This window comes from Klebsiella sp. JN_Kp126, assembly GCF_033843325.1.
Taxonomy (GTDB): domain Bacteria; phylum Pseudomonadota; class Gammaproteobacteria; order Enterobacterales; family Enterobacteriaceae; genus Klebsiella; species Klebsiella michiganensis.
Window position 1 is genome coordinate 39,838 of record NZ_JAWXQV010000072.1, and the last position, 20,182, is coordinate 60,019.

Annotated in this window: 16 protein-coding genes and 1 pseudogene; 8 read left to right on the top strand and 9 right to left on the bottom strand. The window is 54.5% G+C overall.

Annotated features, from left to right (window positions below; all coding sequences use genetic code 11):
• The first annotated feature begins 164 nt into the window (after positions 1 to 164).
• The 4 genes and pseudogenes from dmsA to SIK97_RS16870 all read left to right on the top strand — a co-directional run bounded on the left by dmsA (position 165) and on the right by SIK97_RS16870 (position 5,519).
• A pseudogene (gene dmsA, locus SIK97_RS16855) lies at positions 165 to 2,603 on the top strand (dimethylsulfoxide reductase subunit A).
• Positions 2,604 to 2,613: 10 nt separating this feature from the next.
• Positions 2,614 to 3,231 (top strand): DMSO/selenate family reductase complex B subunit, encoded by a 618-nt coding sequence (locus SIK97_RS16860; RefSeq protein WP_009653301.1) that lies wholly within the window; start codon positions 2,614 to 2,616, stop codon positions 3,229 to 3,231.
• 1 nt (position 3,232) lies between these two features.
• On the top strand, positions 3,233 to 4,096 hold the full coding sequence (locus SIK97_RS16865) for a dimethyl sulfoxide reductase anchor subunit family protein (protein ID WP_032748905.1): 864 nt from the start codon (positions 3,233 to 3,235) through the stop codon (positions 4,094 to 4,096).
• A 274-nt stretch (positions 4,097 to 4,370) separates the two neighbouring features.
• Complete coding sequence (locus SIK97_RS16870; RefSeq protein WP_009653261.1) at positions 4,371 to 5,519, top strand: MFS transporter; 1,149 nt, start codon at positions 4,371 to 4,373, stop codon at positions 5,517 to 5,519.
• A gap of 39 nt (positions 5,520 to 5,558) precedes the next feature.
• On the opposite strand, the gene SIK97_RS16875 is transcribed toward SIK97_RS16870, so the two are convergent.
• Genes SIK97_RS16875 through SIK97_RS16895 form a run of 5 tightly spaced genes read right to left on the bottom strand, consistent with a single transcriptional unit; the run spans position 5,559 to position 9,329 of the window.
• Positions 5,559 to 5,996, bottom strand: a complete 438-nt coding sequence (locus tag SIK97_RS16875) for a PTS sugar transporter subunit IIA (protein ID WP_032748907.1) — start codon at positions 5,994 to 5,996, stop codon at positions 5,559 to 5,561.
• A gap of 53 nt (positions 5,997 to 6,049) precedes the next feature.
• Complete coding sequence (locus SIK97_RS16880) at positions 6,050 to 6,961, bottom strand: transketolase family protein (RefSeq protein WP_025107510.1); 912 nt, start codon at positions 6,959 to 6,961, stop codon at positions 6,050 to 6,052.
• Positions 6,961 to 7,758, bottom strand: coding sequence for a transketolase (locus tag SIK97_RS16885; RefSeq protein WP_014837955.1), 798 nt, complete (start codon positions 7,756 to 7,758; stop codon positions 6,961 to 6,963). The genes SIK97_RS16880 and SIK97_RS16885 overlap by 1 nt, the downstream gene beginning before the upstream one ends.
• 12 nt (positions 7,759 to 7,770) lie before the next feature.
• Positions 7,771 to 9,036 (bottom strand): PTS ascorbate transporter subunit IIC, encoded by a 1,266-nt coding sequence (locus SIK97_RS16890; protein ID WP_014228634.1) that lies wholly within the window; start codon positions 9,034 to 9,036, stop codon positions 7,771 to 7,773.
• 17 nt (positions 9,037 to 9,053) lie between these two features.
• Complete coding sequence (locus SIK97_RS16895) at positions 9,054 to 9,329, bottom strand: PTS sugar transporter subunit IIB (protein WP_014228635.1); 276 nt, start codon at positions 9,327 to 9,329, stop codon at positions 9,054 to 9,056.
• A 122-nt stretch (positions 9,330 to 9,451) separates the two neighbouring features.
• Between SIK97_RS16895 and SIK97_RS16900 the strand changes: the two genes are divergently transcribed.
• Positions 9,452 to 10,309, top strand: coding sequence for a MurR/RpiR family transcriptional regulator (locus SIK97_RS16900; protein WP_014837957.1), 858 nt, complete (start codon positions 9,452 to 9,454; stop codon positions 10,307 to 10,309).
• A gap of 54 nt (positions 10,310 to 10,363) precedes the next feature.
• Here the strand turns inward: SIK97_RS16900 and pflA are convergent, their stop codons facing one another.
• The 4 genes from pflA to ycaO all read right to left on the bottom strand — a co-directional run bounded on the left by pflA (position 10,364) and on the right by ycaO (position 16,646).
• Entirely contained in the window at positions 10,364 to 11,104 is a 741-nt protein-coding gene (pflA, locus tag SIK97_RS16905) for a pyruvate formate lyase 1-activating protein (RefSeq protein ID WP_004871674.1), read from the bottom strand.
• Positions 11,105 to 11,307: 203 nt separating this feature from the next.
• Positions 11,308 to 13,590 (bottom strand): formate C-acetyltransferase, encoded by a 2,283-nt coding sequence (gene pflB, locus SIK97_RS16910; protein ID WP_014228637.1) that lies wholly within the window; start codon positions 13,588 to 13,590, stop codon positions 11,308 to 11,310.
• Positions 13,591 to 13,641: 51 nt separating this feature from the next.
• Positions 13,642 to 14,499: a formate transporter FocA gene (gene focA / locus SIK97_RS16915; RefSeq protein ID WP_004849465.1), complete on the bottom strand. Its 858-nt coding sequence runs from the start codon at positions 14,497 to 14,499 to the stop codon at positions 13,642 to 13,644.
• Positions 14,500 to 14,885: 386 nt separating this feature from the next.
• Complete coding sequence (gene ycaO / locus SIK97_RS16920) at positions 14,886 to 16,646, bottom strand: 30S ribosomal protein S12 methylthiotransferase accessory factor YcaO (RefSeq protein WP_014228638.1); 1,761 nt, start codon at positions 16,644 to 16,646, stop codon at positions 14,886 to 14,888.
• Between the two features lie 114 nt (positions 16,647 to 16,760).
• Between ycaO and SIK97_RS16925 the strand changes: the two genes are divergently transcribed.
• The 3 genes from SIK97_RS16925 (at position 16,761) to aroA (ending at position 20,085) form a co-directional block, all read left to right on the top strand.
• Positions 16,761 to 17,453, top strand: coding sequence for a DUF421 domain-containing protein (locus SIK97_RS16925; protein WP_014228639.1), 693 nt, complete (start codon positions 16,761 to 16,763; stop codon positions 17,451 to 17,453).
• Between the two features lie 186 nt (positions 17,454 to 17,639).
• Positions 17,640 to 18,728, top strand: coding sequence for a 3-phosphoserine/phosphohydroxythreonine transaminase (gene serC, locus SIK97_RS16930; protein ID WP_004849472.1), 1,089 nt, complete (start codon positions 17,640 to 17,642; stop codon positions 18,726 to 18,728).
• Positions 18,729 to 18,801: 73 nt separating this feature from the next.
• Positions 18,802 to 20,085 (top strand): 3-phosphoshikimate 1-carboxyvinyltransferase, encoded by a 1,284-nt coding sequence (gene aroA / locus SIK97_RS16935; RefSeq protein WP_004849473.1) that lies wholly within the window; start codon positions 18,802 to 18,804, stop codon positions 20,083 to 20,085.
• Positions 20,086 to 20,182 lie beyond the last annotated feature (97 nt).

Consider the following 20,182-nt stretch of genomic DNA (forward strand, 5'->3'; position numbering starts at 1 on the left):
TTTTTTTTTACCCCCTTCTTGATACCGGGCAATAATCGCCTTCGCGATTACGAAGATACTCCCTTTGGATTAAACAGGATAAAAAACTAATAAAGGTTAATTTCGTTGTATATATAACTATATAACGGCATTAAGTTAATTGTGAGCAACCAAAGCGAGTATCTATGAAAACCAAAACCTCCGATGCTTTACTGGCTGCTGAGGTGAGCCGGCGTGGTTTAATGAAAACCACGGCGATTGGCGGGCTGGCGATGGCCAGCAGCGCTTTTACCTTACCCTTCACGCGCATTGCCCAAGCCGCAGACAACCTCAACCCCGCCAGCGAAACGGTCACCTGGAGCGCCTGTACGGTGAACTGCGGCAGCCGCTGCCCGCTGCGGATGCATGTGGTGGGTGGTGAGATAAAATATGTTGAAACGGACAATACCGGCGACGATAGCTACGACGGTCTGCATCAGGTTCGCGCCTGTCTGCGCGGCCGCTCGATGCGTCGACGCGTCTACAACCCGGACCGCCTGAAATATCCGATGAAGCGCGTGGGCAAACGCGGCGAGGGCAAATTCGAGAAAATCAGCTGGGAAGAAGCGTTCGATACTATCGCCAGCAATATGCAGCGCCTGATAAAAGAGTACGGTAATGAGTCCATCTATCTGAACTACGGAACGGGAACCCTCGGCGGAACCTTGACTCGCTCATGGCCACCGGGGAAAACCCTGATTGCCCGCCTGATGAACTGCTGCGGCGGCTATCTCAACCATTATGGCGACTACTCCACCGCGCAAATTGCCGCGGGTCTGAACTACACCTACGGCGGCTGGGCCGATGGCAATAGCCCGTCGGATATCGAAAACAGCAAGCTGGTGGTGCTGTTTGGCAACAACCCCGGGGAAACCCGCATGAGCGGCGGCGGGGTGACCTACTACCTGGAACAGGCGCGGGAGAAATCCAACGCCAGGCTGATTATTATCGATCCACGCTATACCGATACCGGCGCCGGACGCGAAGACGAGTGGATCCCTATCCGCCCGGGAACCGATGCCGCGCTGGTCTCCGCGCTGGCGTGGGTGATGATTAACGAGAACCTCGTTGACCAGCCTTTCCTCGACAAGTACTGCGTAGGCTATGACGAGAAAACGCTGCCGGAAGGGGCGCCGGCCAATGGTCACTATAAGGCCTATATTCTCGGTCAGGGCAAAGACGGTATCGCGAAGACCCCTGAGTGGGCGTCGACGATTACCGGCATTCCCCAGGCGCGTATCGTGCAGCTGGCGCGCGAAATCGCCAGCGCTAAACCTGCCTATATTTCTCAGGGCTGGGGCCCACAGCGCCATGCCAACGGTGAGCTGGTCTCCCGCGCGATTTCCATGCTGGCAATCTTAACCGGCAACGTCGGGATTAACGGCGGCAATACCGGCGCGCGTGAAGGTTCTTACTCCCTGCCTTTTGAACGTATGCCGACGCTGGATAATCCGGTGGAAACCAGTATTTCCATGTTTATGTGGACCGATGCGATTGAGCGCGGGACGGAAATGACCGCGCTGCGCGACGGCGTGCGCGGCAAAGATAAGCTCGACGTGCCTATTAAAATGGTCTGGAACTATGCCGGTAACTGCCTAGTCAACCAGCATTCAGAGATTAACCGTACCCATGACATCCTTCAGGATGACAAGAAGTGCGAGATGATTGTGGTCATTGATTGCCATATGACCTCCTCGGCGAAATATGCCGATATTCTGCTGCCGGACTGTACGGCTTCGGAGCAGATGGATTTTGCCCTCGATGCCTCCTGCGGCAACATGTCATACGTGATTTTTGCCGATCGGGCCATCAAGCCGCGTTTTGAATGCAAAACCATCTATGAGATGACCACGGAGCTGGCGAAGCGCATGGGCGTTGAGCAACGTTTCACCGAAGGCCGCACTCAGGAAGAGTAGCTGCGTCACCTCTATGAGCAATCCCGTAAAGCGATCCCGGCGCTGCTGCCGTTTGATGAATTCCGCAAGCAGGGAATCTTCAAACAGCGCGATCCGGAAGGCCACCACGTTGCCTATAAAGCTTTCCGCGAAGATCCCGCCGCCAATCCGCTCACGACGCCGTCAGGGAAAATTGAAATCTACTCTGAGCAGCTGGCGGAAATTGCCGCGACCTGGGAGCTGAAAGAAGAGGATGTTATCGACCCGCTGCCGATATACAGCCCTGGGTTTGAAAACTATGACGATCCGCTGGCGAAAAAGTATCCGCTGCAGCTGACCGGTTTTCACTATAAAGCCCGCACGCACTCCACCTACGGCAACGTTGACGTACTGAAAGCCGCCTGCCGTCAGGAGATGTGGATCAACCCGCTTGATGCACAGAAGCGCGGTATCGCCAATGGCGATCGGATCCGCATTTTTAACGATCGCGGTGAAGTGCATATCGAGGCCAAAGTGACCCCGCGCATGATACCGGGCGTGGTCGCGCTGGGTGAGGGGGCCTGGTATAACCCGGACGCAGGCCGCGTGGATCAGGCTGGCTGCATTAACGTGCTGACCACCCAACGCCCGTCGCCGCTGGCGAAAGGCAATCCATCGCATAGCAACCTCGTCCAGGTTGAAAAGCTGTAAGGAGTAACCGATGACAACTCAATATGGATTTTTTATTGATTCCGCCCGTTGCACCGGTTGCAAAACCTGCGAACTGGCTTGTAAAGACTATAAAAATCTCACGCCGGAAGTGAGCTTCCGTCGTATCTACGAATACGCCGGCGGCGACTGGCAGGAGGATAACGGCGTCTGGCAGCAAAACGTCTTTGCCTATTACCTCTCTATTGCCTGCAATCATTGTGAGGATCCGGCCTGCACCAAAGTTTGCCCGAGCGGGGCGATGCATAAACGTGAAGATGGCTTTGTCGTTGTCGATGAAGATGTCTGTATCGGCTGTCGCTATTGCCATATGGCCTGCCCGTACGGCGCGCCGCAGTACAATGCGACAAAAGGTCATATGACCAAATGCGACGGCTGCCACGAGCGCGTCGCCGACGGCAAAAAGCCGATTTGCGTGGAATCTTGCCCGCTGCGCGCGTTAGATTTCGGCCCGATTGAAGAGCTGCGCCAAAAACACGGCCAGCTGGCCGCCGTTGCGCCGCTGCCTTCGGCCCACTTCACTAAACCGAGTATCGTGATTAAACCTAACGCCAACAGCCGACCGTGTGGAGATACCACCGGCTATCTGGCCAACCCGAAGGAGGTGTGAGATGGGGAGTGGATGGCATGAATGGCCGCTGATTATTTTCACGGTCTTTGGTCAGTGCGTGGTGGGCGGCTTTATTGTGCTGGCTCTGGCGCTAATGAAAGGCGACTTATCGCGTGAACAGCAGCAGCGCGTCGTGTGGAGCATGTTTGGCCTGTGGGTGCTGATGGGCGTGGGCTTTATTGCCTCAACCCTGCATCTTGGGTCGCCCATGCGCGCGTTTAACTCGCTCAATCGCGTAGGCGCCTCGTCGCTCAGTAACGAAATCGCCAGCGGGGCGCTTTTCTTCGCCGTCGGCGGCATTGGCTGGCTGCTGGCGGTGGTCAATAAGCTACCGGCGGGGCTGCGTCATCTCTGGCTGGTCATTACCATGATGCTGGGGATTATCTTCGTCTGGATGATGGTCCGCGTCTATAACACTATTGATACGGTACCCACCTGGTATACGGTCTGGACGCCGCTTAGCTTCTTCCTGACGATGTTTATCGGCGGTCCGCTGCTGGGATATCTGCTGCTGCGCGTTGCCGATGTCAACGGCTGGGCGATGCGCCTGCTGCCGGCGGTGACCCTGCTGGCGCTGGTGATTAGCGCCATCGTGGTGCTGATGCAAGGCAGCGAGCTGGCGACAATCCATAGCTCTATTCAGCAGGCCTCGGCGCTGGTGCCAGCCTACGGCTCGCTGATGGCGTGGCGCCTGGTTGCGCTGGCGTTGGCGCTGGTCTGCTGGATTGCCCCCCAGCTCAAAGGCTACCAGCCTGCGCTGCCGATGCTGGGGCTGGCTTTTGTGCTGGTGCTGATCGGTGAGACGATCGGCCGCGGCGTCTTCTACGGCCTGCATATGACCGTTGGAATGGCAATCGCCAGCTAATCGCCCTTTATCGCGCCAGAAACCCTTATTCTGGCGCGATAAAAAGTGCGGTCGATTCATGAAATATTTCTACCGATATTCCCACCGCTATTTTCCAATAAATTAATAAAAACAATGGAATAATATAAATAGCTATTCTGTTGTCGATCCGCTGGATAAAAAACTTCTATCGTTCCCCCGCAAACCGCGTCACGCCTGATTTCAGGCGGATTGACAATGTTTGCAGCAGTGGCATGATGCGCACGAAATCTGAACTCCATCACGGTTTATATCCATGACCATCTACACCCGGCCAGTGCAAATGCTGCTCTGTGGCCTGCTTTTGTTGACCCTGGCGATAGCGGTTTTAAATACGCTCGTCCCGCTTTGGCTCGCCCATGAAAATATGCCGACCTGGCAGGTCGGGATGGTGGGCTCGTCCTATTTTACCGGTAATCTGGTGGGAACATTGCTTGCCGGATGGGTAATTAAGCGTCTGGGCTTTAACCGCAGCTATTACCTGGCATCGGTTATTTTTGCCGTGGGCTGCGTGGGTCTTGGTATTACGCTGGGTTTCTGGAGCTGGTTCAGCTGGCGCTTTATCGCCGGCGTCGGCTGCGCGATGATTTGGGTGGTGGTGGAGAGCGCGCTGGTCTGTAGCGGCACTTCGCGGAGCCGGGGTCGCCTGCTGGCGGCGTATATGATGATTTATTACGTCGGCACGGTGCTGGGCCAGTTAATGGTCAGCAAGCTGCCGACGGATCTGATGAGCGTTCTGCCGTGGGTGACGGCGCTGGCGCTGGCGGCCATTCTGCCGCTGCTGTTTGCTCGCGTGGCGACTCAGGCCGATGAGCCGCACGAACCGGCGCGTATCTGGCCAATGTTAAGGCTGCGTCAGGCCCGTCATGGCGTCAACGGCTGCATTATTTCCGGCATTGTGCTCGGTTCGCTGTATGGCCTGATGCCGCTGTGGCTCAACCACCAGGGCGTTAGCGATTCCGGCATCGGCTTCTGGATGGCGGTGATGGTGAGCGCGGGTATCGTGGGGCAGTGGCCGATTGGCCGGCTCGCCGATCGCTACGGCCGTCTGTTGGTCCTGCGCGTTCAGGTGTTTGTGGTGATTCTCGGCTGTCTGGCGATGTTAAGCCAGGCCGCAATGGCGCCCGCGCTGTTCGTGCTGGGCGCTTCCGGCTTCACGCTCTATCCGGTGGCTATGGCCTGGGCCTGCGAAAAAGTTGAGCGTCATCAGCTGGTGGCGATGAACCAGGCGCTGTTAATGAGCTATACCGTGGGCAGCCTGCTTGGGCCGACGCTGACCGCCATGCTGATGCAGAACTTCTCTGACAATCTGTTGTTTATCATGATTGCCAGCGTGTCATTCATCTACCTGCTGACGCTGCTGCGCAAAGCGGGGCACCATCCTACGCCGGTGGCGCACGCCTGATTTTTCAGAACATAGCCAGGGCACGACCCTGGCTATGGATTAATGCGAAGCAAGAAGCGTAATAAACTGTGCCCGGTTTTGCACCGTGCTGTATCGCTGAAGTCTCTCCCCCTCATCCAGCCAGCAGACTAACCGCTGTATGGTCTGGATATGCTGTTCACTATCGGCCGCCGCCAGTACGACTATCAGCCGAATGCCGGGATGCTCCGGAAAATCAACGGCCTCGCTACAGCAAAGCAGCGAAAGCGCGCTGTTTCTGCTCAGCACGCCGGCTTCCGGACGCGCGTGCGGTAGCGCAAACGCCGGGCTCAATATATACCAGGGGCCATCCTGCTCCGTGGCGCTGATAATAGCCCTGGCATAGCCCCCGGTGATTTTTCCCTGCTCCTCAAGCGGGCGGCAGGCGAGATGAACGGCGCTGCGCCAGCTCAGGCAGTCGCTGGTGAACTGACAGGCGGAAAATAGCCTCTCTTCCATAAACGTTCCCTTTACGCGCGAGCCGACCGCCAACTGACCGGCTCGCCTGGTGGTTAGCGTAGCGCGTTAAACAGCGCGTCTCCCGAGATGCCATATTTCGCTTTTAGCTGCCTGCTATTACCCGATTCGGTAAATGTGTCCTGCGTTCCCAGACGCGTAAGGCGCGCCGGATGTGCCTTTTGCGCCAGGGTTTCCGCGATCAGGCCGCCGAGGCCGCCGTTGACGGTGTGATTTTCAAGCGTAGCGATAAGCGGGCAGCCTTCGACCAGCCGATAAAACGCCTGCTGGTTGAAGGGTTTGACGGTTGCAACGTGAATAAGCTTGCCCTTTTTGCCGCTGGCGAGCAGCTTTTCATAGCCGTCGGTAGCCTGTTCCAGTACCGTTCCTTCAAACAGAATCGCAAAATCCGTGCCGCTGTCGGCGATGGCGGCGATATCGCTGACCCGGGGAACGACGCTTTTGTCGCGAACCGGCATCGGCTCGCGCGCCACGCGAATATAAACGGGTCCCTTTATTTTTGCCGCCTGCTCGAAAGCCTCGGCGATTTCTTCCGCATCTGCCGGGGTCAGGACGGTTAATCCCGGAAGGACGCGGGTCAGCGCTAAATCCTCCAGCGCATGGTGCGAAGCGCCGTCCGGGCCATCATCCATACCGGGGTGGCTACCGACGAGTTTAATATTGGCTTTGGCATAGCAGGCCTGCCGCAGCTGGGTCCAGGCGGTGCCGGTGACGAACATCGCAAAGTTAACATAGAAGGGCATAAAGCCCTCCAGCGCCTGGCCGACCGCGAAGCTCATGGCGGAACCTTCCGCAATGCCCATTTCGAAAAAGGCCTCAGGATAGACGGCCTGAAACTGGTCGGTACGGGTAGAGCTGGCTAAATCGCTGTCGATAACAACAACGGGATAGCCTTTTTCTTTTAGCGCAATCAGGGCATGCCCGATCTCATCACGGGGTGCTTTCATCACTGTAACTCCTCCATCGCCTGCTGAAATTGTTCTTTGCTCGGGGTTTTTGAGTGCCAGTCGCCGTTGTTTTCCATATAGCTGACGCCGGAACCTTTGGTGGTGCGCGCCACGATGGCGACAGGTTTACCTTTCAGGTGACGGGATAGCATCAGGGTATCGGCAACCTGATGCATATCATTGCCGTTGTGCAGTTCCAGTACATGCCAGCCAAAGCTGCGGATTTTGTCCGCCAGCGGCTCGAGATTAACGACGTCATTGACCGGATCGTGGGAAGAGAAGCCGTTGTAATCGATGATGGCGACCAGATTATCCATTTTCATATGCCCGGCCTGCTGTAAGGTTTCCCAGATTTGGCCTTCATGCATTTCGCCATCGCCAACGATGGCAAATACCCGGTGCGGATCGTTGCGCCGCTTTTTGGCGGCCGCCATACCAAAAGCAATCGACAGCCCCTGGCCAAGCAGTCCGGTTGTCGCATCGACTTCCGGCAGCGACTTAATGCTCGGGTGCCCCTGCAGGCGCGAGTTGATCTGTCGGAACGTATTGAACTCGCTGCGCTCGATCTTGCCTTGTTGATACAGCATGGCGTACTGCGCGGCGACGGCGTGGCCTTTACTCATCACCACGCGCGAGCGGGGGAAGGCGGCCAGATCGACTTCCTGGTAATAGAGCCAGGTAAGCACGTCGATTATCGACAGCGCCCCGCCCGGATGGCCAATTCCGGACTCGTAAATCATGGTGACGATCTCGCGGCGGGCGGCAAGCGCGTGGGATTTCAATTCATCAATGTTCATGTTCATTCCTTCTTAGGGCAGCATTTTACCGATGTAGTACACGACCAGACCCAGAGCGACGAAGTCGGTTTCCGGGAAGCTGGTGCCTGAAAGACCGACGGATTCCATAATCGGGTAAATCAGCGCCGGGCCGATGCCGATCAGGATCCCGGTGATAAAGCTTCCGGCAATCGCGCCTTTCCAGCCGCCGGAGGCATTACCAAATACCGCTGCGGTCGCGCCAATGAAGAAGTAGGGAATGGCTACCGGGATAATCACGGTTTGGCCAAGGATCGCCAGAAAGCCCATCACCACCAGCCCGCCGACAAATGAAGAGATAAACCCCAGCACGGTGGCGGTCGGGGCGTAGGGGAAGACCACCGGGCAGTCGAGCGCGGGTTTGGCGTTAGGAATAAACTTCTCCGAGATGCCGAGGAAGGCCGGAACAATTTCTGACAGCAGCAGGCGTACGCCGGTAATGATGATGTACAGCGAAGCGGTAAAGGTCAGCGACTGAAAGAGCGGGTAAACCAGCCAGTGCATCCCGCCTGCCGCTGCGGTGACCGCGGCTTTTCCGGCAGCGAGCGCGGCGATGTAGTAGAAGATGCTCACCGAGATCGACACCGAGACGATGTAATCTTTAAAGATCCCCAGCCAGCCGGGAAGATTCAGCTTTTCGGTGGATTGTTTCGGATCGCCGACCTTTGCGCCAATCCAGCCGGAGGCGGCGTAGGCCAGCGTGACGTAGTGCCCCATCGCGATCTCATCATTACCGGTTATTTTTCGCATCCACGGCTGCGCAATGGCCGGATAGAGGCAGGCGGCGAGACCCAGCAGCACGGAGCCGACAATGATGGTCGTCATGTCGCTGTAGCCCAGCGCCTTCAGCGTTACGGTAAGCAGCGCGGAGAGATAAAGATTATGTTGCCCGGTAAGAAAGATGTATTTAAACGGCGTCACGCGGGCAAAAAACAGGTTCCAGCCAAAACCAATCACCATGATCAGCGACACGCACATGGCAAATTTGGTTTGCGCCAGTCCGGTTAGCGCTTCTGCCAGCGGCATGACGCCCTTCAGGCCAAATCCATCGCTGAATAAGGTCTGAAAGTTACCCAGGGAAGTGACTGCCAGACCGGCGCCGCCGGCAAAAACCAGAAAGCCGACGATGGTTTTGAAGGTGCCGGAAAGGACTTTTTCAATCGGCTTGCGTTGGATTAACAGGCCGATTAATGCAATAAAGCCAACTAAAAGTGGGGTTACGCCCAGAATGTCGAATACAATAAATCTGAGGAAATCCATATTGCCTCCGGGAGAGGTTAGTTGCTTTGAACGATGTCGGTGAGCGCAGACTCCATCTCTTCACTGTTCATCAGGTCGGTGATGCCGACCGCTCTGAATCCGGCGGCTTCGACTTCGTCGGTGAGATCGCGCATAGTGATGACAAAATCAATATCTCGCCAGGTGCGTAACCCTGAGAGGACGTCATGCTCCAGCTCGATATTCCAGCCGTGCTTGTCGATGATTTTTTGTGCTTTGATTTTGAGCATTAAGGAGCTGCCCATACCGGTACGACAGACTATGAGACCTTTCATTCGATGTTCTCCTGTTTGTAAAAATAATTATTTTTATTTATTTGTATGAGATAATAATTATTATCTTTGCGGCAGGACGAAAGATGTGACTGTGTTTGCATTTTGAGCAAATAAGGCAAAACATGAGCCAGATAGACAATAACTTGTTGATAAGCATAAGAAATGGAGCTTCAGGGCTAAGCCCGATACTGGAGAAAGTTGGCCGTTTTATTACGGAAAATCCTGACTTTGTGATGCGTCACACGATTTCAGAACTGGCCGACTCCATTGATACCAGTGAGGGGAGTATCACCCGTTTTTGTCGGGCCTTTGGTTTTAAAGGTTTCTCGGATTTCAGAACCGCGCTGGCGATGGAGCAGGGCGCCGCGCGCTCGGAAGACCACGGTATCAACGAGAGCGAAGAGATTGCGCCGGTGCTGGCGAGCATTCGCGACAGTAATGCCATTGTCGATAATCAGGAGCTGAAAGCCGCGGCCGACTGGCTTAACACCCTGAACAGCATTGCTATTTATGCCGTGGGCACGGCGGTGCCGGTGGCGTTGTTCCTGCAGATGAATTTAATCAATATGGGGAAGGCGGCCAGCTTTATCGATCGCTCCTATCCGGCGGCGATGCCGCTGCTGGCTGACAGTCAAAAAACCGGCATCATCGTCGTTCACAGCGAACAGGCATCGGCGGATATGATGCAGGCCCTGTCGCTGGCAAAGCAGCAGGGCGTTAAAATTTTATCGCTGACCCGCGGGACGTTTGCGCCGCTGGCCCGTTTATCTGACTGGAATCTTCAGGCGGCGGTGGCTTTACAGGGGGAAGGGGAGTCGGGGTTTGCGGAAATCGCCGGCGCAATGATGGTGGCCGACCGTATCCTCAGCGCGCTGGAAGAGCAGGATGAACGCTATGCGGAATACCGAAAAGCGCATCAGAAGCGCATTTTCTCGATTGAGAGCGTGGCGAATAAGCTGTCGGAATATTTTATGTCCTGACGCTGATTTTGTGGGGGAAACACCCGGTAGCGCAATCTCTACCGGGCGGGGATTTTAGTACATCACTTTATGACCGTACTGTTCCAGAATGCCCTTCACGCGTTCCATGGTCTCTTTCTTTGGCGGATGGACGCCGTCCAGCTTGTACTCTTCGCCCATGGCTACCCATTTGTGCTTGCCCAGCTCGTGGTACGGCAGCAGTTCGATTTTCTCAACGTTGCCCATGTCACGAGTAAACTCACCCAGGCGATGCGCGGAATCATCATCGTCGGACCAGCCCGGAACCACAACGTAGCGGATCCAGACGTTGATGTTTTTGTTTGACAGGTAACGGGCAAACTCCAGCGTCCGATGGTTAGAGACGCCTACCAGATTCTGGTGAATTTCATCATTCATTTGCTTGAGGTCGAGCATCACCAGATCGGTGACTTCCAGCAGTTCATCAATAACCGGGTCGTAGCGGCGCACAAAGCCGTTGGTATCGAGACAGGTATGAATACCTTCTTTCTTACAGGCGCGGAACCAGTCGCGAACAAATTCGGCCTGCAGGATAGCCTCGCCGCCGGATGCCGTCACGCCGCCGCCGGAAGCGTTCATAAAGTGGCGATAGGTCACCACCTCTTTCATCAGCTCTTCAACGGTAATCTCTTTGCCGCCGTGGGTATCCCAGGTATCGCGGTTGTGGCAATAGAGGCAGCGCATCAGGCAGCCCTGGAAGAAGGTGATAAAGCGGATCCCCGGGCCATCGACGGTGCCACAGGATTCAAAGGAGTGAATGCGACCAATTGTTGACATTGCGGTGATATCTCCGAATTTGGCCCATCCGGGGCCTATGTAGATGCACAGCTCAAAGGCTATGTCGAGTCTGTTTTGGCTGTTATCCATAAAGTATAGACAGCAGACAAAAGAGACTGGGGCAGGATGATATTGCTAAAAAGGCCCCACTTGCGTGGAGCCTTTATTGTACGCTTTTTACTGTACGATTTCAGCCAATACCATTACATGGTCTGAGTGAAGGTACGAGTAATAACGTCCTGCTGCTGTTCTTTCGTCAGGGAGTTAAAACGTACTGCGTAGCCGGATACGCGGATGGTCAGCTGCGGATATTTTTCCGGGTTTTCCATCGCGTCGAGCAGCATTTCGCGGTTCATAACGTTGACGTTCAGATGCTGACCGCCTTCGATGGACGCTTCGTGGTGGAAGTAACCATCCATCAGGCCGGCGAGGTTAGTTTTACGAACTTCGTCGTCTTTACCCAGCGCGTTCGGCACGATAGAGAAGGTGTAAGAAATACCATCTTTCGCGTAAGCAAACGGCAGTTTCGCAACGGAGGTCAGAGAGGCAACAGCACCTTTCTGGTCACGGCCGTGCATCGGGTTAGCACCTGGTCCGAACGGAGCGCCAGCGCGACGACCGTCAGGGGTGTTACCGGTTTTCTTACCATACACAACGTTAGAGGTGATGGTCAGAACGGACTGAGTCGGGATAGCGTTGCGGTAGGTGTGCAGTTTCTGAATTTTCTTCATGAAACGTTCAACCAGGTCAACGGCCATATCATCGACGCGAGAGTCGTTGTTACCAAACTGCGGGTATTCGCCTTCGATTTCGAAGTCGACAGCCAGACCGTTTTCGTCACGAATCGGTTTAACTTTCGCATATTTGATTGCAGACAGGGAGTCAGCCGCAACGGACAGACCTGCGATACCACATGCCATGGTGCGGATAACATCACGGTCGTGCAGCGCCATCAGGGAAGCTTCGTAGCTGTATTTGTCGTGCATGTAGTGGATGATGTTCAGCGCAGTGACGTACTGCTTAGCCAGCCAGTCCATGAAGTGATCCATGCGGTCCATCACTTCGTCGAAGTTCAGAACGTCGCCTTTGATCGGTTCAGATTTAGGACCAACCTGCATTTTCAGTTTTTCATCAACGCCGCCGTTGATTGCGTACAGCATGGTTTTCGCCAGGTTAGCACGCGCGCCGAAGAACTGCATTTGCTTACCAACAACCATCGGGCTTACGCAGCAAGCGATAGCGTAGTCATCGTTGTTGAAGTCAGGACGCATCAGGTCATCGTTCTCGTACTGTAGAGAAGAGGTATCGATGGACACTTTCGCGGCGTATTTTTTGAAGCTCAGCGGCAGTTTTTCAGACCACAGAATGGTGATGTTCGGCTCCGGAGACGGCCCCATGGTGTACAGGGTGTTCAGGAAACGGAAGCTGTTTTTGGTGACCAGAGTACGGCCATCAACGCCCATACCGCCGATAGATTCGGTTGCCCAAATCGGGTCGCCAGAGAACAGTTCATCATATTCAGGGGTACGCAGGAAACGAACCATACGCAGTTTCATGACCAGGTGGTCAATCATTTCCTGTGCGTCTTGCTCGGTGATTTTACCGGCTTTCAGGTCACGTTCGATGAAGATGTCCAGGAAGCTGGAGGTACGACCGAAGGACATTGCCGCGCCGTTCTGAGATTTAACGGCAGCCAGGTAGCCGAAGTAGGTCCACTGGATAGCTTCCTGAGCGGTGGTTGCCGGACCAGAGATATCGCAGCCGTATTTTGCCGCCATTTCTTTGATCTGACCCAGCGCACGGTGCTGTTCAGAGATTTCTTCGCGCAGACGAATAGTTCCTTCCAGATCTTCGCCGTTTTCCAGTTTCTCTTGCAGAGAGACGAACTGAGCGTATTTGTCTTTCATCAGGAAGTCGATACCGTACAGCGCAACGCGACGGTAGTCACCGATGATACGACCACGGCCATAGGCATCCGGCAGACCGGTCAGAACGCCAGATTTACGGCAGTTCAGGATGTCTTTGGTGTAAACGTCAAACACGCCCTGGTTGTGAGTTTTGCGGTATTCAGTGAAGATTTTCTTCAGCATCGGGTCCAGCTCGCGATTGTACGCTTTGCAGGAACCTTCTACCATTTTGATGCCGCCGAACGGGATAATCGCGCGTTTCAGCGGAGCTTCAGTCTGCAGACCAACGATTTTCTCGAGACCTTTCTCGATGTAGCCAGCGTCATGAGAAGTGATGGTGGATGCAAGGGAAGTATCAAAATCAACAGGCGCGTGAGTGCGGTTTTCCTGTTTAACGCCTTCCATTACGGTGTCCCACAGCTTGGTGGTCGCGTCAGTTGCGCCAGCCAGGAAGGACTCGTCACCTTCGTACGGGGTATAGTTTTTCTGGATGAAGTCGCGGACGTTGACTTCGTTCTGCCAGTCACCTTTCGCAAAACCTTCCCAGGCTGTGGCTAACTTTTCATTAAGCTCGGACATGTAACACCTACCTTCTTAAGTGGATTTTTTATTTACTGCCTGAAACAACCCTTAGTGATGGTCGTCGCCACGCAGGTAAATGACCCAGTATGTCAACCCAACCAGCAGACCACCGCCGATGATGTTCCCGATAGTTACCGGAATCAGGTTATCAGTGATGAAGTTCATGACGGTCAGGTGAGAGAAACTTTCCGGAGTTGAACCGACAGCGGTCCAGAATTCCGGGCTTGCAAAGTCGCGGATAACGATACCCAGCGGGATCATAAACATGTTCGCGATACTATGCTCAAACCCGCTGGCAACAAACATTGCCACCGGTAAAACCATAATCATGGCTTTATCCATCAGGCTGCGGCCGGAGTAGCTCATCCATACCGCAAGGCAGACCATCAGGTTTGCCAGGATACCCAGGCACACGGCTTCAACAAAAGTATGGTGCATTTTGTGGTCGGCGGTTTGCAGAACGTTAAGTCCCCATTGACCGTTGGCAGTCATATATTCGCCTGAAAGCCACATCAGCAATACAAAGAGTAAGCAACCAATCAGGTTACCAACATAGACGTTGAGCCAGTTTTTCGCCAGTTGACCCCATGTGATTCTTCCGCTGGCTTTCGCGACAACGATAAGAACGGTTGAGGTAAACAGGTCGGCACCGCAAATAACGCAGAGAATCAAACCTAGTGAGAAGCAGATGCCTCCAATCAGTTTGGCAACCCCGAATGGCATCCCGGCCGTGCCGGTTGTCGCGGTAATATAGAAAACAAAAGCGATAGAGATGAAGACACCTGCGGTGATCGCCAGATAAAACGTCTTTATCGGATGTTTTGTCGCTTTATAGACACCCGCTTCTTCGGCGACTTTCGCCATGGCAGCAGGGAGTAAAAGATCAAAAGGGTTGTCAGCTTTCACACTAACTCTCTCTTTATGTAAGTTGGCGGTGAGATACTAACAAAGCATTATAGAAGGGAATTTGATGTAGATCATATCCTACCGGAACTATAGGCCTTTTGAGTGTGTGGATTTGCCTTAATATTGATTTAACTTATTGTTTTTTAATGAAAAAATAAATTTTAAAATTTACAAATAATGTTGATTATTTTCATTTTACCCCCGTTTTTCGGTTAATTAAAATGGGGTATTTTTATTAAAATTAACAATATTTGCGGTGGGATTTTATTATTTCTCACCACTAATTAACTTTATGGCTACAATCGAGCTTTGGGGTTGCGGAAAGCATAAAAAATGGGGGCCTTCGCCGGCCCCCATAATAGGGTTATTCAGGCAGTAAAGCGCGCTTATTTACCCCAGAATGCTGCTTTTGCGCGCTGCAGCTTTTCGTAGGCTTTCAGCAGCGACTGATGAGCCGGGAACGCGAGCAGGTCGCTGTCTACTGCCTGCAGGCCGTAGAACGGCGCTTCTCCGCTCAGCGCGGCGCTGGCGGCTTCTACGGCATCGGCGCCGTACATGCGTACAAAAGCGTTCAGATACTGCAGCGGCTGGCGCTCCTCTTCCTGGCTCAGCAGCAGCAGGGTTTGCAGGCAGCGGTAGTAATTAGCGCGCTCGGCGCTAAAGATTGAGGCGTTGAACTCCATGGTCCACTCGGTCCAGATTAGCGCCTGCTCGAGATCGCCGCCCGCCAGCGCGAGCATAGCTTTCAGCTCGCCAATGCGCAGCGTATACCAGCCGTTGTCTTTGCCGGTCGCCAGACCCAGCAGTTCGCGCACGCGGGTGAAGTCATCAAGGCCTTCATCATCCATTTGTTCGATAAGCGCCAGATAATCTTCTTTTTCCCACTCGCTTTCCGGCAGGGAAAGAATCGTTTCCCGCAGAGGTGCGCCCATGCTGTTATTTGCCAGCCAGAGGTCTTCCGCCGGATAAATATCAGACATGCCCGGGACAATGATTCGGCAGGCGTAGACGCTCAGGTGTTCGTAATCGGCGATGTAAACTTCTTTATCTTCTTGTTTAAAGATAGCCATCAGGGTGGCGAACTCTTCCTCCGTGGTTCCGGAGAAGCTCCAGTCCACGAACGGGTAGTCGGCATCCTGCTTAAACATATCCCAGGAGATCAGGCCGCTGGAATCGATAAAGTGCGTTTCAAGGTTCGCATGTTCGGCAACTTCTTCATCGTCGAAGGTGGGCGGCGTGAAGACGTCGAGATCTTTCAGGCTGCGGCCCTGGAGCAGTTCGGTAACGGTACGTTCCAGCGCCACGCCGAAATCGGGATGCGCGCCGAAAGAGGCGAAACAGGTGCCGTTAGCCGGGTTAAACAGCACGACGCAGATAACCGGATATTTGCCGCCGAGCGAACCGTCATAAGCGAAAATCGGGAAACCTTCGGCCTCCAGCTTATTGATCGATTCGACTACGCCCGGATAGCGCGCCATCACCTCCGCCGGGATCTCCGGCAGGCTGATGCTTTCGGCGATAATGCGGTTTTTAATATGCCGTTCGAACACTTCTGAGAGGCCCTGAACGCGGGCTTCGTTGCGGGTGTTGCCCGCGGACATCCCGTTAGAAACGTACAGGTTGCCGACAATATTCATCGGAATATAGACCGTTTCACCATCAGACTGGCGGGTGAACGGCAGACCGCAGACGCCGCGATCGTCATTCCCTGACTGCAGATCGACCAGCATGCTGGCGGTTAACTGATCGTCAGGATCGTAGAACGCGCGCAGGCGGGTATCCAGCAGGCCTTCCGGTACTTCGTCATCGTCGGTTAACGGGAACCATTTTTCATTCGGATAGTGAACGAAGGGACCGTTGGCGATAGTCTCGCCCAGCCAGAAGTCGGCAAAGAAATAGTTGGTCGAGAGACGCTCAAAGTACTCTCCGAGCGCGGAGGCCAGCGCGGCTTTTTTGGTGGCGCCTTTGCCGTTGGTGAAGCACAGGGCGCACTCTTTATCGCGGATATGCACTGACCAGACGTGCGGAACCGGGTTGAGCCATGAGGCCTCTTCAATATCGAATCCGAGGTCGTGCAACTTCTGCTGGAAGCGAGCGATGGAATCTTCCAGGGCGGCATCTTTGCCGGGAATAAATGTTTGAGTCATGGCAGTCACTTTTATCGTACGTAAAGCGCGCAATGATACGGGTTTTAGATGACGGGTGCTATCTCCATCGTCTGGCTATGCTTATGTCACTCAATAACTGTTCAGGCGTTAATCATGAAGACATTTGACTGGCATCGTATGGCACTGGATAAAGTGCCCGTGGAATTTCTGGCCGAGGTGGCATTACGGAGCCTCTACACCTTCGTACTGGTATTTATTTTTCTCAAGATAACCGGGCGGCGGGGCGTTCGTCAGATGTCACTGTTCGAAGTGCTCATCATTTTGACCCTCGGTTCGGCCGCGGGCGACGTCGCATTCTATGATGACGTTCCGATGCTGCCGGTACTGGCGGTTTTTATCACTCTGGCCCTGCTGTACCGATTGATTATGTGGCTGATGGGGCATAGCGAAAAACTGGAGGATCTGCTGGAGGGTAAGCCGATTATTGTTGTGGAAAACGGCGAGCTGGCCTGGGAGAAACTGCAGGCGGAAAACATGACCGAATTTGAGTTTTTTATGGAGCTGCGAATCAGCGGGGTTGAGCAACTGGGGCAGGTGCGGCTGGCTATTCTGGAAACCAACGGGCAGATCAGCCTCTATTTCTATGAGGATGACGATGTTAAAGCCGGACTCTCCATTCTTCCTTCCCGCTTTACCGATCGTTTTACCACGATACCCCGGGACGACGAGTATGCCTGCGTTCGCTGTAGCGCAATCCTTACGCTACGAGCCGGGGATAAACAATTATGCCCTCGCTGCGCAAATGCAGAATGGTCGAAGGTCAGCCGGGCAAAAAGAGTCACCTGACAGCAATTATGTCGGTTTTATGACGTCAAGCTGGCAGATTCTTTTGTGTGAGCGAGGCCGCATTTCCCCGACGCTCAGTTTTAGCCATTGCGGTGCGTGTCACTGAATGATAAAACCGATAGCCACAGGAATAACTTATGCCCGCGACGGTTCGCGGGTAAATAACATAGCAAGTGGTGAGGGGAAATGGCTCAGGTCTATAACTTCAGTTCAGGCCCGGCAATGCTGCCGGCGGAAGTACTCAAACTGGCACAAAAGGAACTGTGCGACTGGAACGGTTTGGGGACGTCGGTGATGGAAATCAGCCACCGTGGTAAAGAGTTCATTAAGGTGGCTGAAGAAGCGGAACAGGATTTTCGCTCCCTGCTCAATATTCCTTCCAACTATAAAGTTTTATTCTGCCACGGCGGCGGTCGCGGACAGTTTGCCGGTATCCCGCTGAACCTGCTTGGCGATAAAACCGTTGCCGACTACGTTGATGCCGGCTACTGGGCGGCCAGCGCGGTAAAAGAAGCGCATAAATACTGCACGCCGAACGTGATCGACGCCAAAATCACCGTTGACGGCCTGCGCGCGGTTAAGCCGATGAGCGAATGGCAGCTGACCCCTGGCGCGGCCTACCTGCACTACTGCCCGAACGAAACCATTGACGGTATTGCCATTGAAGAAGCGCCAAACTTTGGCGACGATGTGGTCGTCACGGCGGATTTGTCATCGACGATTTTATCCCGTGAAATTGACGTCAGCCGCTATGGCGTGATCTACGCGGGCGCGCAGAAAAACATCGGTCCCGCAGGTCTGACGCTGATTATTGTGCGCGAAGATCTGCTGGGTAAAGCCAGCGTAGCCTGCCCATCGATTCTTGATTACTCCATCCTGTCCGCCAATGACTCCATGTTTAACACGCCGCCGACGTTTGCCTGGTACCTGTCAGGTCTGGTGTTTAAATGGCTGAAAGAGCAGGGCGGCGTTGCCGCTATGGATAAAATCAACCAGCAGAAAGCCGACCTGCTGTATAGCACCATCGATAACAGCGGTTTCTATCGCAACGATGTCGCTGCGGCGAACCGCTCGCGCATGAACGTGCCGTTCCAGCTGGCGGACAGCGCGCTTGATAAACTGTTCCTCGAAGAGTCCTTTGCCGCAGGTCTGCATGCGCTGAAGGGCCACCGCGTCGTGGGCGGCATGCGTGCTTCCATTTATAACGCCATGCCGCTGGCGGGCGTGAAGGCGCTGACCGACTTTATGCAGGACTTCGAACGCCGTCACGGTTAATCGCCGCCGCGTTTTTTCATCCCCGCAGCCGGTCTGCGGGGTTTTTATTCTGTTTGTTTGAGAGTTGAGTTTAATGGAATCCCTGACGTTACAACCCATCGCACGCGTAGATGGCACGATTAACCTGCCCGGGTCCAAGAGTGTCTCTAACCGTGCCTTGCTGCTGGCGGCTTTGGCCCGCGGCACGACGGTGCTGACCAACCTGCTGGATAGCGACGATGTACGCCACATGCTGAATGCTCTGAGCGCGCTGGGAGTTCATTACACCCTGTCTTCCGATCGTACCCGCTGTGAAGTCACCGGCAACGGCGGCCCTCTGCAGGCGGCTGAAGCATTAGAACTGTTCCTCGGTAATGCCGGAACGGCGATGCGTCCGCTGGCGGCGGCGTTATGTTTAGGCCGTAACGATATTGTGCTGACCGGCGAGCCGCGAATGAAAGAGCGGCCGATTGGCCACCTGGTTGACGCGCTGCGTCAGGGCGGGGCCCAGATTGATTACCTGGAGCAGGAAAACTACCCGCCGCTGCGCCTGCGCGGCGGTTTCAGCGGCGGCCAGGTTGAAGTGGACGGCAGCGTTTCCAGCCAGTTTCTGACCGCGCTCCTGATGACCGCCCCACTGGCGCCTCAGGATACCGTCATCGCGATTAAAGGCGATCTGGTTTCCAAACCTTATATTGATATTACGCTGCACCTGATGAAAACCTTTGGCGTTGAGGTTGAAAATCAGTCTTACCAGCGTTTTATCGTACGCGGCAATCAACACTACCGCTCGCCGGGCGACTACCTGGTTGAAGGCGATGCCTCCTCGGCATCCTACTTCCTCGCCGCCGGCGCAATTAAGGGCGGAACGGTGAAAGTCACCGGTATTGGCCGCAACAGCGTCCAGGGCGATATCCGTTTTGCCGATGTGCTGGAAAAAATGGGCGCAACCGTCACCTGGGGCGATGACTTCATTGCCTGCACCCATGGTGAACTGAACGCCATCGATATGGATATGAATCATATTCCGGATGCGGCGATGACCATCGCCACGGCGGCCCTGTTCGCGAAGGGCACCACGACGCTGCGCAACATCTATAACTGGCGTGTCAAAGAGACCGATCGCCTGTTTGCGATGGCCACGGAGCTGCGTAAAGTGGGGGCAGAGGTGGAAGAGGGGGAGGATTACATCCGCATTACTCCGCCCGCGAAGCTCCAGTTTGCTGAGATCGGCACCTATAACGACCACCGTATGGCAATGTGCTTCTCGCTGGTGGCGCTTTCCGATACGCCGGTCACCATCCTTGATCCGAAGTGTACGGCGAAAACGTTCCCGGACTACTTCGAGCAGCTGGCGCGAATCAGTACGCTGGCCTGAATAACGCGCGTTTAAGGTAAAAACGCCGGCCTTCGTGTCGGCGTTTTTTTATCCCTGCATGAACACCACCTCCTATGGAGGTGGTCAGCAATAAGTT

Bases quoted from the DNA above. Each gene is read 5' to 3' on its own strand.
- SIK97_RS16860 (WP_009653301.1), top strand. From the start codon at position 2,614: ATGACAACTCAATATGGATTTTTTATTGATTCCGCCCGTTGCACCGGT.
- SIK97_RS16865 (WP_032748905.1), top strand. From the start codon at position 3,233: ATGGGGAGTGGATGGCATGAATGGCCGCTGATTATTTTCACGGTCTTT.
- SIK97_RS16870 (WP_009653261.1), top strand. From the start codon at position 4,371: ATGACCATCTACACCCGGCCAGTGCAAATGCTGCTCTGTGGCCTGCTT.
- SIK97_RS16875 (WP_032748907.1), bottom strand. From the start codon at position 5,996: ATGGAAGAGAGGCTATTTTCCGCCTGTCAGTTCACCAGCGACTGCCTG.
- SIK97_RS16880 (WP_025107510.1), bottom strand. From the start codon at position 6,961: ATGAAAGCACCCCGTGATGAGATCGGGCATGCCCTGATTGCGCTAAAA.
- SIK97_RS16885 (WP_014837955.1), bottom strand. From the start codon at position 7,758: ATGAACATTGATGAATTGAAATCCCACGCGCTTGCCGCCCGCCGCGAG.
- SIK97_RS16890 (WP_014228634.1), bottom strand. From the start codon at position 9,036: ATGGATTTCCTCAGATTTATTGTATTCGACATTCTGGGCGTAACCCCA.
- SIK97_RS16895 (WP_014228635.1), bottom strand. From the start codon at position 9,329: ATGAAAGGTCTCATAGTCTGTCGTACCGGTATGGGCAGCTCCTTAATG.
- SIK97_RS16900 (WP_014837957.1), top strand. From the start codon at position 9,452: ATGAGCCAGATAGACAATAACTTGTTGATAAGCATAAGAAATGGAGCT.
- pflA (WP_004871674.1), bottom strand. From the start codon at position 11,104: ATGTCAACAATTGGTCGCATTCACTCCTTTGAATCCTGTGGCACCGTC.
- pflB (WP_014228637.1), bottom strand. From the start codon at position 13,590: ATGTCCGAGCTTAATGAAAAGTTAGCCACAGCCTGGGAAGGTTTTGCG.
- ycaO (WP_014228638.1), bottom strand. From the start codon at position 16,646: ATGACTCAAACATTTATTCCCGGCAAAGATGCCGCCCTGGAAGATTCC.
- SIK97_RS16925 (WP_014228639.1), top strand. From the start codon at position 16,761: ATGAAGACATTTGACTGGCATCGTATGGCACTGGATAAAGTGCCCGTG.
- serC (WP_004849472.1), top strand. From the start codon at position 17,640: ATGGCTCAGGTCTATAACTTCAGTTCAGGCCCGGCAATGCTGCCGGCG.
- aroA (WP_004849473.1), top strand. From the start codon at position 18,802: ATGGAATCCCTGACGTTACAACCCATCGCACGCGTAGATGGCACGATT.